The sequence below is a fragment of the Leptospira ognonensis genome, assembly GCF_004770745.1.
GTDB classification, from domain to species: Bacteria; Spirochaetota; Leptospiria; order Leptospirales; family Leptospiraceae; genus Leptospira_A; species Leptospira_A ognonensis.
Genome location: NZ_RQGD01000035.1, coordinates 150,140 through 163,957, shown reverse-complemented (window position 1 = coordinate 163,957; position 13,818 = coordinate 150,140). Strand labels below are relative to the sequence as shown.

Annotated in this window: 14 protein-coding genes; 10 read left to right on the top strand and 4 right to left on the bottom strand. The window is 39.8% G+C overall.

Going from position 1 to position 13,818, the window contains the following annotated elements:
• The first annotated feature begins 61 nt into the window (after positions 1-61).
• Together EHQ58_RS13735 and EHQ58_RS13730 are read left to right on the top strand one after the other, a co-directional pair.
• Positions 62-985 carry an SPFH domain-containing protein gene (locus tag EHQ58_RS13735; protein ID WP_135624473.1) on the top strand — a complete coding sequence of 308 codons (924 nt, stop codon included), beginning with the start codon at positions 62-64 and terminating at the stop codon, positions 983-985.
• Position 986: 1 nt separating this feature from the next.
• Positions 987-1,910 carry an SPFH domain-containing protein gene (locus tag EHQ58_RS13730; RefSeq protein WP_135624472.1) on the top strand — a complete coding sequence of 308 codons (924 nt, stop codon included), beginning with the start codon at positions 987-989 and terminating at the stop codon, positions 1,908-1,910.
• 61 nt (positions 1,911-1,971) lie between these two features.
• Here the strand turns inward: EHQ58_RS13730 and lsa25.6 are convergent, their stop codons facing one another.
• The 3 genes from lsa25.6 to fliN all read right to left on the bottom strand — a co-directional run bounded on the left by lsa25.6 (position 1,972) and on the right by fliN (position 3,718).
• On the bottom strand, positions 1,972-2,661 hold the full coding sequence (gene lsa25.6, locus EHQ58_RS13725; RefSeq protein ID WP_135624471.1) for an Lsa25.6 family adhesin: 690 nt from the start codon (positions 2,659-2,661) through the stop codon (positions 1,972-1,974).
• An 85-nt stretch (positions 2,662-2,746) separates the two neighbouring features.
• The gene (locus tag EHQ58_RS13720; protein ID WP_135624470.1) at positions 2,747-3,184 is read right to left on the bottom strand and encodes a GNAT family N-acetyltransferase; all 438 of its coding nucleotides are present in this window, start codon (positions 3,182-3,184) and stop codon (positions 2,747-2,749) included.
• A gap of 9 nt (positions 3,185-3,193) precedes the next feature.
• Positions 3,194-3,718 carry a flagellar motor switch protein FliN gene (fliN, locus tag EHQ58_RS13715; protein WP_135624469.1) on the bottom strand — a complete coding sequence of 175 codons (525 nt, stop codon included), beginning with the start codon at positions 3,716-3,718 and terminating at the stop codon, positions 3,194-3,196.
• A gap of 83 nt (positions 3,719-3,801) precedes the next feature.
• Between fliN and EHQ58_RS13710 the strand changes: the two genes are divergently transcribed.
• The 4 genes from EHQ58_RS13710 to EHQ58_RS13695 all read left to right on the top strand — a co-directional run bounded on the left by EHQ58_RS13710 (position 3,802) and on the right by EHQ58_RS13695 (position 7,252).
• Positions 3,802-5,052 carry an AAA family ATPase gene (locus EHQ58_RS13710; protein ID WP_135624468.1) on the top strand — a complete coding sequence of 417 codons (1,251 nt, stop codon included), beginning with the start codon at positions 3,802-3,804 and terminating at the stop codon, positions 5,050-5,052.
• Between the two features lie 122 nt (positions 5,053-5,174).
• On the top strand, positions 5,175-6,005 hold the full coding sequence (gene fcpB / locus EHQ58_RS13705; RefSeq protein WP_135624467.1) for a flagellar-coiling protein FcpB: 831 nt from the start codon (positions 5,175-5,177) through the stop codon (positions 6,003-6,005).
• A 209-nt stretch (positions 6,006-6,214) separates the two neighbouring features.
• On the top strand, positions 6,215-6,502 hold the full coding sequence (locus tag EHQ58_RS18770; RefSeq protein ID WP_167883637.1) for a hypothetical protein: 288 nt from the start codon (positions 6,215-6,217) through the stop codon (positions 6,500-6,502).
• A gap of 3 nt (positions 6,503-6,505) precedes the next feature.
• Positions 6,506-7,252, top strand: coding sequence for an RsmE family RNA methyltransferase (locus EHQ58_RS13695; RefSeq protein WP_167883636.1), 747 nt, complete (start codon positions 6,506-6,508; stop codon positions 7,250-7,252).
• Here EHQ58_RS13695 and EHQ58_RS13690 read toward each other — a convergent pair.
• Complete coding sequence (locus EHQ58_RS13690; RefSeq protein ID WP_135624464.1) at positions 7,232-8,818, bottom strand: hypothetical protein; 1,587 nt, start codon at positions 8,816-8,818, stop codon at positions 7,232-7,234. The two genes, EHQ58_RS13695 and EHQ58_RS13690, sit on opposite strands and share 21 nt — an antisense overlap.
• Before the next feature lie 169 nt (positions 8,819-8,987).
• On the opposite strand from EHQ58_RS13690, the gene EHQ58_RS13685 reads away from it, so the two are divergent.
• From EHQ58_RS13685 to EHQ58_RS13670, 4 genes are all read left to right on the top strand, one after another.
• On the top strand, positions 8,988-10,292 hold the full coding sequence (locus tag EHQ58_RS13685; protein WP_135624463.1) for an O-acetylhomoserine aminocarboxypropyltransferase/cysteine synthase family protein: 1,305 nt from the start codon (positions 8,988-8,990) through the stop codon (positions 10,290-10,292).
• Positions 10,293-10,308: 16 nt separating this feature from the next.
• Positions 10,309-11,448: a homoserine O-acetyltransferase MetX gene (gene metX, locus EHQ58_RS13680; RefSeq protein WP_135624462.1), complete on the top strand. Its 1,140-nt coding sequence runs from the start codon at positions 10,309-10,311 to the stop codon at positions 11,446-11,448.
• Positions 11,449-12,075, top strand: a complete 627-nt coding sequence (gene metW, locus EHQ58_RS13675; RefSeq protein WP_135624461.1) for a methionine biosynthesis protein MetW — start codon at positions 11,449-11,451, stop codon at positions 12,073-12,075.
• 290 nt (positions 12,076-12,365) lie between these two features.
• Complete coding sequence (locus EHQ58_RS13670) at positions 12,366-13,799, top strand: lipid A-modifier LpxR family protein (protein WP_135624460.1); 1,434 nt, start codon at positions 12,366-12,368, stop codon at positions 13,797-13,799.
• The last annotated feature ends 19 nt before the right edge of the window (positions 13,800-13,818 follow it).

The following is a 13,818-nucleotide window of genomic DNA, read 5'->3' as shown; positions in this document are numbered from 1 at the left end:
AAGAAAGGCACTCCCATAATCTTATGTCCTACATTCATTTTTAGGAGATAAGCAAGAGTTCATGGATAATGTTATTGTTGTAATATTTGTACTGATCGTTTTTATCATTCGTAAGACGATTATTGTCGTGCCCGAACAGAGCGAATACGTAAAAGAAAGATTAGGTGTTCTGCAGGGCGTTTTGAAACCAGGGTTTTATTTCTTAATCCCTTTCGTGGATCAAATTCGATACCGCCAAAATCTCAAAGAACAAACTATTGATATAGATCCGCAGGTATGTATCACAAAGGATAACGTCTCTGTCGAAGTTGATGGAGTACTTTATATGAAAGTGATCGATAGCGAAAAAGCGTCTTACGGTATCGACAATTTCATGCTCGCCACATCCCAGTTAGCGCAAACTACCTTGCGTTCAGAAATAGGAAAGTTGGTATTGGATAACTTACTGTCCGAGAGAGAAGAAATCAATTCAAATGTAGTTTCAAATATTGATAGGGCGACCGACCCTTGGGGGATTAAAGTCACAAGATACGAGATCAGAAATATCACCCCTCCAAAACAGATATTGCTTGCGATGGAAGATCAAATGAAATCGGAAAGAGAACGAAGAGCGGAAATTACGATCTCGCAAGGGGAAAAAGAATCTCTCGTAAATAAATCAATGGGCGAAATGCAAGAATCGATCAATATTTCAGAAGGTGAAAAAATTAGATTGGTAAACGAAGCGACAGGTCGAGCCAAAGAAATCGAACTCATTGCCACAGCAACTGCGAAGGGACTTCATCTCGTTTCAGAAGCCATCTCGAAAAAAGGCGGAAAAGAAGCAGTTAGCCTTCAAATCACTCAGGAATATCTCGATGCTCTTGGTACGATTCTAAAAACGAGCAAAACAACTGTCGTTCCAGAAAATTTAGCAAATATTAGTGGAGTCTTTGAAGGCCTTTCAAGAATTACCACCAAACTTCCACAAGGTGCAGGAGAGTAAAATGGATTATCACATCATCGTATTTTGGGTTCTCGTAACAATTTATCTTGCATACAAGCTATTTCGTTGCATTCGCATCATTCCCGCTCAGGATGTACTTCTCGTAGAAAGACTTGGAAAATACAGTCAAAGTTTGAGAGCAGGTTTTCATCTCTTACTTCCTTTTCTTGATAAAGACGCTTATTATCATACTTTAAAAGAACAGGCGATTGACGTACAACCACAGATTTGTATCACGCATGACAATGTTCAGGTGAAAGTAGATGGAGTTTTATATCTGAAAATCATTGATCCAGTCAGAGCATCCTACGGAATCGAAGATTACCGTTTTGCTTCCATTCAATTGGCTCAGACTACGATGCGATCGGTGATTGGAACGATGGAACTGGATAAAACCATCGGAGAAAAGGATCTCATCAATTCTACAATCGTAGCGGCGCTGGACCAAGCTTCAGAGCCTTGGGGTATTAAAGTCAATCGATATGAAATCTTAAACATTGTTCCGCCGAAGTCAGTTCTTGAAGCAATGGAAAAAGAGAAAAAAGCTCAGATCGTAAAAAGATCTCAAATTCTACTCTCGGAAGGAGAAAGAGACTCTCGCATCAATCGCTCGCTTGGTCTGAAAGAAGAGGCGATCAATAAATCGGAAGGTGAGAAGCAGAGAAGAATCAACTCAGCGGAGGGTAAAGCCAATGAAGTAGAAGCACTTGCTGCCGCTACAGCAAAAGGGATTGAATCGATTGCCAATGTCATCTCTGACCAGAGTGGTTCCGCTGCGATCAAACTTCAGATTACCAAGGCTTTCATACAGAATTTCTTAAAAATTGCCAAAGAGAATACGGAAATCCTCATCCCAGCAGATGTGATGAACCTTCCAAATCTAATTGCCAATCTAACGGAAGGAAGAAAGGCACCAAAGGCCTAAAAGCAAAGAATACCTAAGCTCATGTCAGTTTTTTCGACATGAGCTTAAGAGCACTTGTAGATTATTTTAAAGAGCCAGAACCGAGAATCGGACGTTCCTCTCGATTTAGTAGCTCAGGGTGTACAAGTAAGGAATCTTTGGAAAGCAATGGTTTTGTTTCACGCAAATTCGTTGCTTTCTCTTCCAATTCCAAATCAGACCCTCCAAAAACGACTTTATCTGGTATAAAATCTCCATCACTATCGATTTCAGCTCGGTCACTAAAAATAAATATAGAAGGAGTTCCTTTTTTAGTCGCATCAATCTCTCTTCTGACAATCTTTTTACGCACATTATAATGGCTTGTTGTTTCGAAGTAGCCATCGTGGTCTGAATCTTTTTGTGTCATCGCAATCAAATCGTTTGGAAGCAACCAACGAATTAGATCAATCTTTCCATCATTGTTCTCATCCACTTGCTCATGGACTTTCATCATGGTTCGAACTGATGGAGTTTTTGGGTCCTGGAAAGTGGCATGGCCTTGCCAAATGAACTCATCTGAGGAACCATTTCCATTTTTATCGATCTCTATATAGAGAACACGGTAGTTTCCCTTTTCCGGTATATAGTAACCATTCGTGTCGATGCTACCTTTTCCTGTTGTATCAACAGGCATGATGCGCATCTCGGCGCCAAACGGAAGAGGGATTGAAGTATCTTTACACTGAAAGAGAGAAACTGTGAGGAGAGAAAGTAGTAAAATTCGAAGCATGTCCATAAGGTTACGAAAAAAGCATTCTGTGAGGCAAGTGTTTTCCTTAAAATTAAAAAATCACACTCCCTGATTTTGACAAAGGTCAGCTAAGTTTTTTCTGTAAAAAGTAACAATTATGACCCTCAGGAAAATCTTCGATGATTCCAAATTGTTTATAGCCCCATTTTAAATAGAACTTGGGAGCTTGGAATCCAAACGAATATAAAAAGATGAGCTTCGCTCCTAATTTTCCTGCCTCTTCTTCTACCTGAGCCAGTAATTTGGTACCGAGTGCCCTACCTCGTTTTGACTCATCCACCCATAACAACTGGAGATTTAAGCCTTTGAAATAAAAATAGCATAACGCTCCAGCGATGATCGTGCCTCTTTCCGAATAGGTAATAGAAAAAAAATCGGTCGTTTTATGGTCCTCTCTATTCAATTTGGAAAGGCTGTATTCTTGCAATTTACCCCAGAGAAACTTCTGAGTTTCCTCATCGGGATTTGATGTCCGTTCGACTGTATATTGAGATTCTTCCAATGCATTTCCTCACATGAAGGCAGGTGCTCCGCCTAATCTTTCCATAGGATTGACGATTTGTGTGATTTGTATTCCATAATAATCATCGAGTACGATGAGTTTGCCTCTTCCGACTAACTTTCCATTCGCGAGTATATCGAGCTCTTCACCCACATTCTTATCTAGCTCGACAACTGTCCCTTCCGTCAGCTGGAGAACGTCTTTGATAAACATGGTCGTTCGTCCCAGTTCAATGGTCAATTGGAGAGTTACATCTAGAAGTAAGTTTAAATTGGCAGTATTACTTCCACCGCCGCCGCCAGATTGAGATTTGGAAGAATTCTTTGCGGGCGTGGGAGTCGAACTCGGTCCGAGAGCTGCTGCAATATCGGCAAAGGAAGGTCCTTCATCACCGCCACCTCCGCCACCACCACCGACGAGTGCGTCAAGATCATCAAGTCCGCCGCCACTCCCACCACCTGCAGGCGCAGCTCCCCCACTAAACCCACCAAGCAATGCATCTATATCTTCTTGTGATAGCGAACCTTCACCCATACGGAACCCTCTTCTAGTCTAACTGTCGGAGAAATAAAAATTCCTTCCTTGAAAAAAAATAAAACTTTCATTTTTTGTTCATTATGTCCAATCCCAGTTCGCACTTAGATTTCTTCAAAGCAAAAGAACTTCTCCTTTCAGAAATAGGTAGTGCGGGTTTTGAGTTTTTGACCGAAAAGGAGGAACAAATCTTTAAAATGACCCTGGCAGATCCAGGCAAAGAAAAGCTATTTGATTGTCTCGGAATCATTCGCAATTATATCGAAAATTTTCGGGTCTATAATTTTGAAAATGGCTACTTCAGTCTGCAAGGCCTGAATGAAAATCTTTTCGAACCAGAAAAAAATCTCTCAAACAAAATACGATTTCGATTTTCCTTTACATCAAATTTACTAAAATTTGAAGCATCTAAGCGGTCTGATTTTAGTTTCAAAGAACTCCAAGCATGTATTGCGCTGTATAAATTTTTTCTGGGGACAACTGCTACACAAAGAAATCCAAAAGAGATATTAACCAAGTTAGGTGTAGAGGTTTTCGACCCGGTTGAGGAGAAGGTGTCAGGAAATTTACTTAGTTTTGAAAATGTTTATGGTTACGAAAACGTAAAGGAACAGATTTTAGAAAGTTTGGTGATGCCGATTTTAAATCCAAAACCATTTCAGGAGATCACAAAGCTCACACGAAAGATACCTGGTTCCATTCTCCCTCGTGCTGTTTTATTTGAAGGCGATCCTGGCGTTGGGAAAACAACAATGGCAAAGATTGCCGCATGTGTCTGCAATGTTCCCATGATCTACGTTCCTATAGAATCCATACTAAGTAAATATTATGGAGAATCTTCACAAAATTTGGCAATGGTCTTCGATGCCGCGTCCCTTTTCGACAAATCCATGTTATTTCTTGATGAAATCGATTCTCTTGCTACATCGAGAGAGGATGGATTGTTTGAAGCTACACGAAATTTACTGAGTGTACTCTTACGTAAATTAGATGGATTTGCGGATAAAGGCAATACGATTACAATCGGGGCTACGAATCGAAAAAAAGATTTAGATCCGGCTCTACTTTCGAGATTCGATCGAAAGATTTTTTTCCCTTTGCCGAACCAAACAGAAAGAGCTCAGATTCTAGAAGGTTATGCCAAGCAGCTCTCGGAAGAGTCCAGGCTAAGGATTTCCCTAAATTTAGAAGGCGCCTCGGGTAGAAATTTGAAGGATTTTTGTGATTATGTCGAGAGGAGGTGGATCACAAGATCTATAGCGAATTTTGCTACAATTAGCGCTCCGCCTACCGATTTTTACTTAGAATCCTTGCCAGATTTTCGCTGGAAGTGATAAAAAAACAATATTTCGTCAATCTTGGCGAAAGAATTCCGATAAATGATATAGGATATTTCTTTACGGTAGCCTACCGTTCACTGGTATCCTCAATTTAACCGTTTTAGGATGACTCGGACATGAAACTATTAAAATTTGTACCTATATTTTTCCTCAGCCTTGGCCTTATCGCCCAAGGTGCTACGGAAGCAGACTCTGCCCAAGCAGGAATCGACACATCTCAAGATGGAAAATCGATCTCATCTACTGAAGATGAGCTCGATCAAAACATTTCAGAAGTATACAAAAGGCTCACACGCCACACAGTGCTTTTCAAAATGAAAGTTCGTACTTTACCGCACAGAACGATCTTGTATAAAGGAAAGACTAGTCAAGATGGCGAGAAATGTGAGGCAGCCCAAGTACAGGATGCCAAAGATAACACCTGCATCCATTTAGAAGTATTTGATTTCGTAGGTTCAGACGAGGGACGTTCCTATAAAAACCTTGGAGCCAAGTCCAAGAAAATGGAACTCTTTTTCGAAGGCGCAAACAATGCAGATCCAGATCCTAGAAAAGAGCAACCTCGTAACCTATCCAAGGTCAGAACTTATGTTTATCAGAACAATTTTATCATCGAAGATAAAACAATTTCTGTGATCGTAGACATGGCACCGAATGGAGCACCTGCTCATGATGATAAAATTGAATTGTTTTACCAACATGACGGATTTCCAAATTGGGGAACTCCAGAAACCCCTTCTGAAAAAGGTGTGGGAAAGTATGTTCTATCAAACGTAGAAAATACAAAAACAAACCCCATTAGAAACAGATTTAAGAAATCCTTCTATTTCAAAAACTTAGATTATTTTGATAAACTTTTTACCAAAGTATTTGATTATAATGATAGAGACTCTAACAAACATTATAAGAAAAATGTAGAAGTTCTTAAGAGCTCATTAAAATACTAAACGATTTGTAAAAGTTCTTCTTGAACTATTTAAAAACTTGTCCGAATTGTTCCACAACACTACGGTTTCCTGCGAGTCAGGGAACCGTACTTGTGAGATGCCCCGTCTGTTCCCATCGTTTTCAATTTAATTCCTCCTCCGATACAAATTTTCAAAAAGAAATAGAAACAAGAAGTTCCTTTCATTTCCAGCCGAGCAAAAGAGAATATTTGAATTTAATTCTCGATCTGCTCTATGCGCCGATTGATTTCTTCAAAACAAAGTATTCATCATACCAAACAAAAAGAAAAAATACCTCAGGTATAAAAAGCAAACCGAAGGTTTTCATCGAGATACTTTTATTTTTAATACTCAGCTTATATTTGTTGCGGGCTCTGAAAACTGAGGACGTGAAACAACAGATAGACGGCATCAAACTCGAAGAGGAAGCTCTACCGCCAGCGAATGATCCCGCACCGCCCACGATCGATTCGTCCGAACCCACTCTCGAAATCTAAATTTTGAATTGGATCATTATTACTGAGGAAGACGAGTTTTCGGAGGAAAGAATCCGAATCAATGGAAAACGAAATTTCCACATACAAGAAATATTAAAAAAGAAAGTTGGAGATACAATACGATTGCTCGTTCCGGGCATTTGCAAGGGTTTGTTTCAAGTCCAATCAATAAACCAGGATTTTGTAACCGTGATTCCTTCTTTCCTTGAGGATTTTACGAAGCAAAGTCCTCTCAGTCTGGTGCATGTTTACTGCGCCCTCCCGAGGCCGCAAACTGGTAAAAAGATACTTCACTTAGCAGGACTCTATGGAATCGGGCAACTAACATTCATTTTTCCCCATTCAAAGAATAAAGAATACCTCACATCACCTCTATATAAAGGCGGTGAAACTACCGAAATTTTTGATGGGATGTCTCAGTCTGGCAATCCGCATCCCCCTTCCTTAAAATATCTGAAGTCTATGTCTGAATTCTATGAGGTGATGGATCCGACGGACACGATCGTTTTTGATCCAAAGGGAGAACCTTTCTCTAAGTTTTCGAATATGATTAATTGCAGAAATGTTGCAAGCAACGTGAGTAAGTTTGTCTTTGGTCCTGAGTCAGGATTTTTGGCCGATGAGATCGAAATATTTCAGCAAAAAAGAATACCTATTGCTAAACTTGGAAATGTAATTTTAAGAACCGAATATGCATTTCATGCATTCCTGCACGAAACAAACCGAATCCTAGAAACTGATCCCTCCTGAAACAAGAACACGAAGTTCATCTGTCGATTGGAAAGTCTTTTCTGAGCTATCTAAATAGTACCGACGATAATTCTGCAATCTTAACATGAGCGGACCAAAAGATTTTGAAAGCTCTGCCGCTCCTTGTGCATTTTCGTCAATTTGAAAAGCCTTTCCTTGGCCATCATAACCCTTTTTAGTATAAAAAAAGGATAGTTTAAACGAAGAGCCTATCGGAATGTAGGCGGCGGCAAAAATTCGCTGTTTGTCCTTTCCACCATAATCTTCTAATGCAAATTCAAATCCGAGATGGTAAAAGTTAATATAAATCGTATGATAATAGCCTTTAACAGTTGTATTGCTCTGATTTTGCAACTGCTCTAACTTGGTTCGAATCGGCGCTCCCGTAGGAAAAGACTGAAATCTTTCGATTTCATAAAAACTATCAAAGTAAATCGGGGCATAATTTCCTGTCATTTGTCTAAGTTCGGGCTTAAAAATGAGGTTTAAATCTTTCGTACCCAGACGCATCATCGCACCATAATGTGTTCCCGTAGAATTATCTAAATTTTTGATGCGATTGAAATCGAAATAAGGCGTAAATTCGAGAAATGGCAGATTCAGAAGTCTATACTCCAGATCGTAACCTTCAATACTTACCTTGGTAACATCTTTCGTTTTCGGGTTATCAAGATTTACTTCGGTTACTGGAGACCCGTTGGTATTATAACTAATTTGTACTGGTGCAGATTTATCCCATGCATTTGTATAGCCAAGTGTTAAACGATTGTACCAAGGGTCTTCCTCTGCTATTTCCATACGAGAATCTTTGTTTATCGGTCGTATCTCTTTTGTTTTGGTTTCCGAAGCTTTTGCATCTGGATCTATTTCCTCTTCTACACTTTTCCTTCCAGCATCATCCAAAACTTTTCCACGGATGTTCATCATATAGACCATGCCACCAGATCCATTTCCAAACATGGAATAAATCTTTCGACCAATGGCGAGAGGCTTGATATAGACCCGAGCTGCATTCACATCAAAATTTGAAACTGAATTTGAGAAGTATTGCACCCCTGCATAATCCGAATTAACATCGGCCATGACAGAAGGATTATAAGAATCAAAGCGTGAAGCTGATTGGTATTTATTTACAATTGTACCGTGTCCAATATATCCATCTATTACCTTTCCGGTATATATTGAATATGTAATTTTACCGGGAACTTGTTGGTTGTAAGTCCCGTAAGAAATATAATTTAGAACTCTAAAATAATCAGCCTTACTGTTATAATCTATGTCGCGAATTTTGCCTGGCTTTGAGCCTTCAGTCACAGGATCGCGATCTAAGGCTAAGATATTGATTGGAAGTGAAAAGGAGTAGCCAAACTTGGATCCATGGTTATATGTAAAGTTTGGTGAGACAAATCCATAATAGTCGCCGCGGTAACTACTCGCACCGGAATCAAATTGCAGAGCAGAAGGTCGTCGCGTTTCTGTTCCCGTAGGAATCCAGACCTGTGCAACGAGTGCTCCTGAACTAGACAGAACACCTACTAACAGCATCAGAATCGAGACATTTTTCATAGGTTTCCATATTAGTATCGAATCCTATGGGTTTGAAAATAAGAATTTTAAGAAGTCAGAAATACAAATCCAATAATATGGAAATCTTTTCTGTTTTATTAGATTTTTTATCGACATCAGGGAAGAAACTGTCAGGAATGACAGAATACAACCAAGGGAGACCCATCTTATGCCACGTAACTTCAAAACAGAAACCATTGCCCTCCATGGAGGTCAGGAACCAGATCCGACCACAACCTCACGGGCGGTGCCGATTTACCAGACTACTTCGTATGTGTTCAAAGACACAGACCATGCGGCAAGGCTATTTGGCCTCCAGGAATTTGGAAATATTTATACAAGACTCATGAATCCGACAACGGACGTTTTAGAAAAGAGAGTGGCAGCTCTTGAAGGTGGAGTGGCAGCGCTCGCCACCGCGTCGGGACAGTCGGCTGAAATGTTAGCACTACTCAATATTGTGGAAGCAGGCCAAGAAATCGTGGCGTCCTCATCTTTATATGGTGGCACATACAACCTTCTCCATTACACGTTTCCAAAACTTGGGATCAAAGTTCACTTTGTGGACCAATCGAATCCAGAAAATTTCCGTAAGGCGGTAAATGATAAGACCAGAGCGTTTTATGCTGAAACCTTGGGAAATCCAAAACTCGACACGCTCGACATAGAAGCCGTGGGGAAAATTGCAAAAGAAGTGGGCGTTCCACTGGTCATTGATAATACTCTTCCTTCGCCTTATCTTGTGAATCCACTGAAACATGGTGCGGACATTGTCGTTCACTCACTCACCAAATTTCTTGGCGGACATGGCACTTCCATCGGTGGTATCATCGTAGATGGAGGTTCATTTAACTGGGGAAACGGGAAATTTAAAAATTTTACAGAACCAGATCCATCTTACCACGGATTAAAATTTTGGGAAGTATTCGGAAAATTTGAGCCTTTTGGTGGAGTCAATATCGCCTTTATTTTAAAGGCACGCGTGCAAGGCCTCAGAGACTTAGGACCTGCGATTTCCCCATTCAATTCTTGGCAAATTCTCCAAGGAATTGAAACCGTTGCACTTCGTTTAGAAAGACATTCAACTAACGCACTCAAAGTGGCTGAGTATTTAAGCAAACATCCTAAAGTGGAATGGGTAAACTACCCAGGCTTAACCACAGATAAAAATTTTGTTTTGGCTAAAAAATACCACCATAGAGGTCTATTTGGAGCGATTGTGGGTTTTGAAATTAAGGGCGGTATCGCAAACGCTAAAAAATTTATTGATGGTTTGGAGCTGTTTAGTCTTCTCGCTAACGTTGGTGATGCGAAGTCTCTAGCGATTCATCCTGCTTCTACCACGCATCAACAATTGTCTCCAGATGAGCAAAATTCAGCCGGTGTGACGCCTGGATTTGTTCGCCTTTCAGTAGGTCTGGAACATATCGATGACATTCTTGTAGACTTAGAAGAGGCATTGAAAAAAATCTGATCTGAAGAGATTAGAAATGCCTACGCCTGAGAAACTCGAATCTACCGGTCCCCAGTCTGTAGGCATAGTTGAGACTAAAGTTCTCAGCTTTGACTCCCTTACCTTGGACAATGGCGAAACCATTGTCCCATTGGAAGTCGCCTATGAAACCTATGGCGAACTTTCCTCCGAAAAAGACAATGCCATTCTTGTATGTCATGCGCTTTCCGGAGACGCACATGCGGCGGGCTTCCATTTGGGAGATAAAAAACCTGGTTACTGGGATCATTACATTGGTCCGGGAAAAGCATTTGATACCAATCATTACTTTGTCATCTCAAGCAATGTGATTGGAGGTTGCAAAGGTTCGAGTGGACCTCTGTCGACCAACCCGAAAACAGGTTTGCCTTATCAATCCGCATTTCCGTTTGTCTCGATTGCGGATATGGTAAATGCACAAGAGAAATTAGTTTCCCATTTTGGAATTAAACAATTATTCGCTGTAGCTGGTGGCTCCATGGGTGGTATGCAAGCCTTACAATGGTCAGTTGCCCATCCTGATCGCTTGCGAAATTGTATCGTTATGGCTTCCACATCAGAACATTCTGCACAACAGATCGCCTTCAATGAAGTTGGCAGGCAAGCGATTCTCTCGGATCCGAATTGGAATAATGGTGTGTATGGAAATCATAATCGCCCATCCAAAGGTCTTGCTCTAGCTAGAATGGTCGGTCACATCACATACCTCTCAGACGAAATGATGCGTGAAAAATTTGGTAGGAATCCTCCTAAAGGAAACATTCAATCTGCCGATTTTGCCGTTGGAAGTTATCTAATCCACCAAGGGGAATCTTTTGTGGATCGATTTGATGCAAATTCCTATATCTATGTTACGAAAGCTCTAGATCACTATAGCTTAGGAACAGGCAAAGAACTCACAAAAGCCTTAGCGGCCGTTAAATGTAGATTCCTTGTGGTTGCATACACTTCTGACTGGCTTTACCCTCCTTACCAATCTGAAGAAATTGTTAAGTCATTGGAAGTCAATGCGATTCCAGTCAGTTTCGTCGAATTGAACAATCCCGCTGGACATGATTCGTTTCTATTACCAAGTTTGGAGCAGGAATCGATCCTTCGTGATTTTCTATCTTCAACTGACGAAGGTTATTTTTATTAAATGAATGTTTTTAATCAAAAAAATAGCATAGATATTGATCTAACGAATAGACCAGATATATCCTACATCGCTCAACTGATCAAATCTGGTGAAAGAGTCCTAGACTTGGGATGTGGATTTGGTGAACTTATGCTCGTATTAAAACGAAAAGGAGTAAAAGTTCAAGGAATCGAAAAGGACGACCAGTGCATCATTCAATGCGTTAAAAGAGGATTGTATGTACATCATGGCGACATCGATGACGGTCTACAACACCATCTTGATAAAAGTTTTGATTTCGTAATCTTAAATCAGACCATTCAACAAACTTTAAATCCAGGGGAGATTATCAAAGAATGCTTAAGAATTGGGAAAAAGGTAATCATCGTTTTTCCTAATTTTTCACATTGGCAGATACGAATGTCAATCCTGCTCAGTGGAAAGACCCCAGTGACTGATTTGATGCCCTTTCGTTGGTATGATACTCCCAATTTGCATTTCTTATCAAACCAAGATTTTGCTGATTTTTGTGAAATTCAAAAAATCAATGTCCTCAAAACAGCAAGCTTTAATGACAAAAGGGAAATTCATGTTTTCCCAAATCTTTTTGCTAAACTGACACTATTTTTAATCCAGGCTAGTTCGTGATCTATTGCACAAATACAAAAAAGCCCGAAGTCTCCCTCGGGCTTTTTAGCTGTACGGCGATATTTACTATCTAAAATATGTATCGCCCAAAATCCGAAATCCTTTAGCACAAGCGTCCTTTGCATCAGAATAAATGAGAAATATTAATGTCCCACCAACTAACATTTGCTTTGATTGTTATCGATTTTTTTTCAAAAAGAGCTAAAGTTTTTAAAAACAGTAGGATTAAAATAGTTGGTTTCCTCATTCCTTAAAATCTTTTTGTAACCAGGCGACAGACTAAATCTTTCATGAATCAAAAGAGAATCCGATTTATGTTTTGTCTCCTAGGCTTTACCTTTTTTACTAATAGCCTCTTTTCAACGGAAACTGAAAAATCAAAAGAAATCCTAAGGATTGGTTGGGAAAATGATGTTTATTTAATATCAGACCGAGAATATACAAACGGGGTAAAATTAGAGTATGGCATTTATAAAAAAACATACTCACCCTCTGCACTTTTACTTTTGGCTCTGGATTCTATCATTCCCGCTTTAAGGAATCCAAATCAGCAATATTCTGGCGTTTCCTTACAACATAGCATCTACACTCCTATCAACTTATATTCTGCTGACACATCTTACGGGGAACGACCATATTCTGCCTATGCGCTTCTCTCGAATGTCGCTTCCTACACCTGGGACAAAAGCGCACTGTCCTTTGAGACTGCGCTTGGCCAGATGGGACCAAATGCCCAAGGAAAATATCTACAAGAAAAAATTCATATTCTGACAAACTCACCCATACCGCAAGGATGGGATAGTCAGATCCCAAAACAAAATTTGTATCAATTGAATACAGATTGGAAATTATTTTTTACAAAAAATATTGGAATTCAAACAACAGTTAAACTCGGCAATTTAGATACTTCTGTAAGTTTCGGACCGATTTTTCGATTCGGAAATATCAAGTCACCTGTAGCAACTGGTTTAAATTTACAGGACCAGACTCCAAACTATGATTTAGATGAGACCGAATCCTATTTTTATATCCGTCCGAGCATTCGAGACCAATCCATGAACTCCACACTCGGTGGAAAACAGAAAAATGAACTGACTGCGATCGTGCATCCTACAGATTCTTCTAGTCTTCTCTTCAATAACGGACAAACTATCTTCATCGGAGAACCTCTTTACAATTCGCTGTTAGACGAAAGTTCGAATTCGGCACTGACTCGCTTTTTTTTATACGACAGGACTGTTTCTCCTGATACACCCTTTGGTATGAAATTTTTAGTATTTAATACGATCTTTAATGGGGCCTCTGTTCCTGGAGATGGTTTAAAGTTGGCAATTCTAGAAACAATTTTAAATCCAAACTTCGATCGGACAAAGTATCCTGGCGTTGAATATTTTTTCTACGATACTCTCTTCAGAGACGAGACAACGGGCGTTTCCATTTTTTCCAAGTTACTTGCCGTTCAGTATTTTTATGCAAATGGAGTCTCGCGGCCTGAAACAAATTTAATTACGGCTTTTATCTTGTATAATGATCAGAATTCGGAAAAAACGTATCACGTAGACCTGAGAAGATTTCAAGGGAGAATTTCAACTGGTTATGTATTCCAAAATCAGAGTTGGTTTTTTCAAGCAGGGGTAGAAGTTACGAGTATCGAATATATCGCGAGTGATGGAGTTCCTTCTTATCACAGGTATACTAGCTTTCAGCTGGGAAAAAAATTTTAAAAAAATCGAGAAACAAAGG

Bases quoted from the DNA above. Each gene is read 5' to 3' on its own strand.
- EHQ58_RS13735 (WP_135624473.1), top strand. From the start codon at position 62: ATGGATAATGTTATTGTTGTAATATTTGTACTGATCGTTTTTATCATT.
- EHQ58_RS13730 (WP_135624472.1), top strand. From the start codon at position 987: ATGGATTATCACATCATCGTATTTTGGGTTCTCGTAACAATTTATCTT.
- lsa25.6 (WP_135624471.1), bottom strand. From the start codon at position 2,661: ATGCTTCGAATTTTACTACTTTCTCTCCTCACAGTTTCTCTCTTTCAG.
- fliN (WP_135624469.1), bottom strand. From the start codon at position 3,718: ATGGGTGAAGGTTCGCTATCACAAGAAGATATAGATGCATTGCTTGGT.
- EHQ58_RS13710 (WP_135624468.1), top strand. From the start codon at position 3,802: ATGTCCAATCCCAGTTCGCACTTAGATTTCTTCAAAGCAAAAGAACTT.
- fcpB (WP_135624467.1), top strand. From the start codon at position 5,175: ATGAAACTATTAAAATTTGTACCTATATTTTTCCTCAGCCTTGGCCTT.
- EHQ58_RS13690 (WP_135624464.1), bottom strand. From the start codon at position 8,818: ATGAAAAATGTCTCGATTCTGATGCTGTTAGTAGGTGTTCTGTCTAGT.
- EHQ58_RS13685 (WP_135624463.1), top strand. From the start codon at position 8,988: ATGCCACGTAACTTCAAAACAGAAACCATTGCCCTCCATGGAGGTCAG.
- metX (WP_135624462.1), top strand. From the start codon at position 10,309: ATGCCTACGCCTGAGAAACTCGAATCTACCGGTCCCCAGTCTGTAGGC.
- metW (WP_135624461.1), top strand. From the start codon at position 11,449: ATGAATGTTTTTAATCAAAAAAATAGCATAGATATTGATCTAACGAAT.
- EHQ58_RS13670 (WP_135624460.1), top strand. From the start codon at position 12,366: ATGAATCAAAAGAGAATCCGATTTATGTTTTGTCTCCTAGGCTTTACC.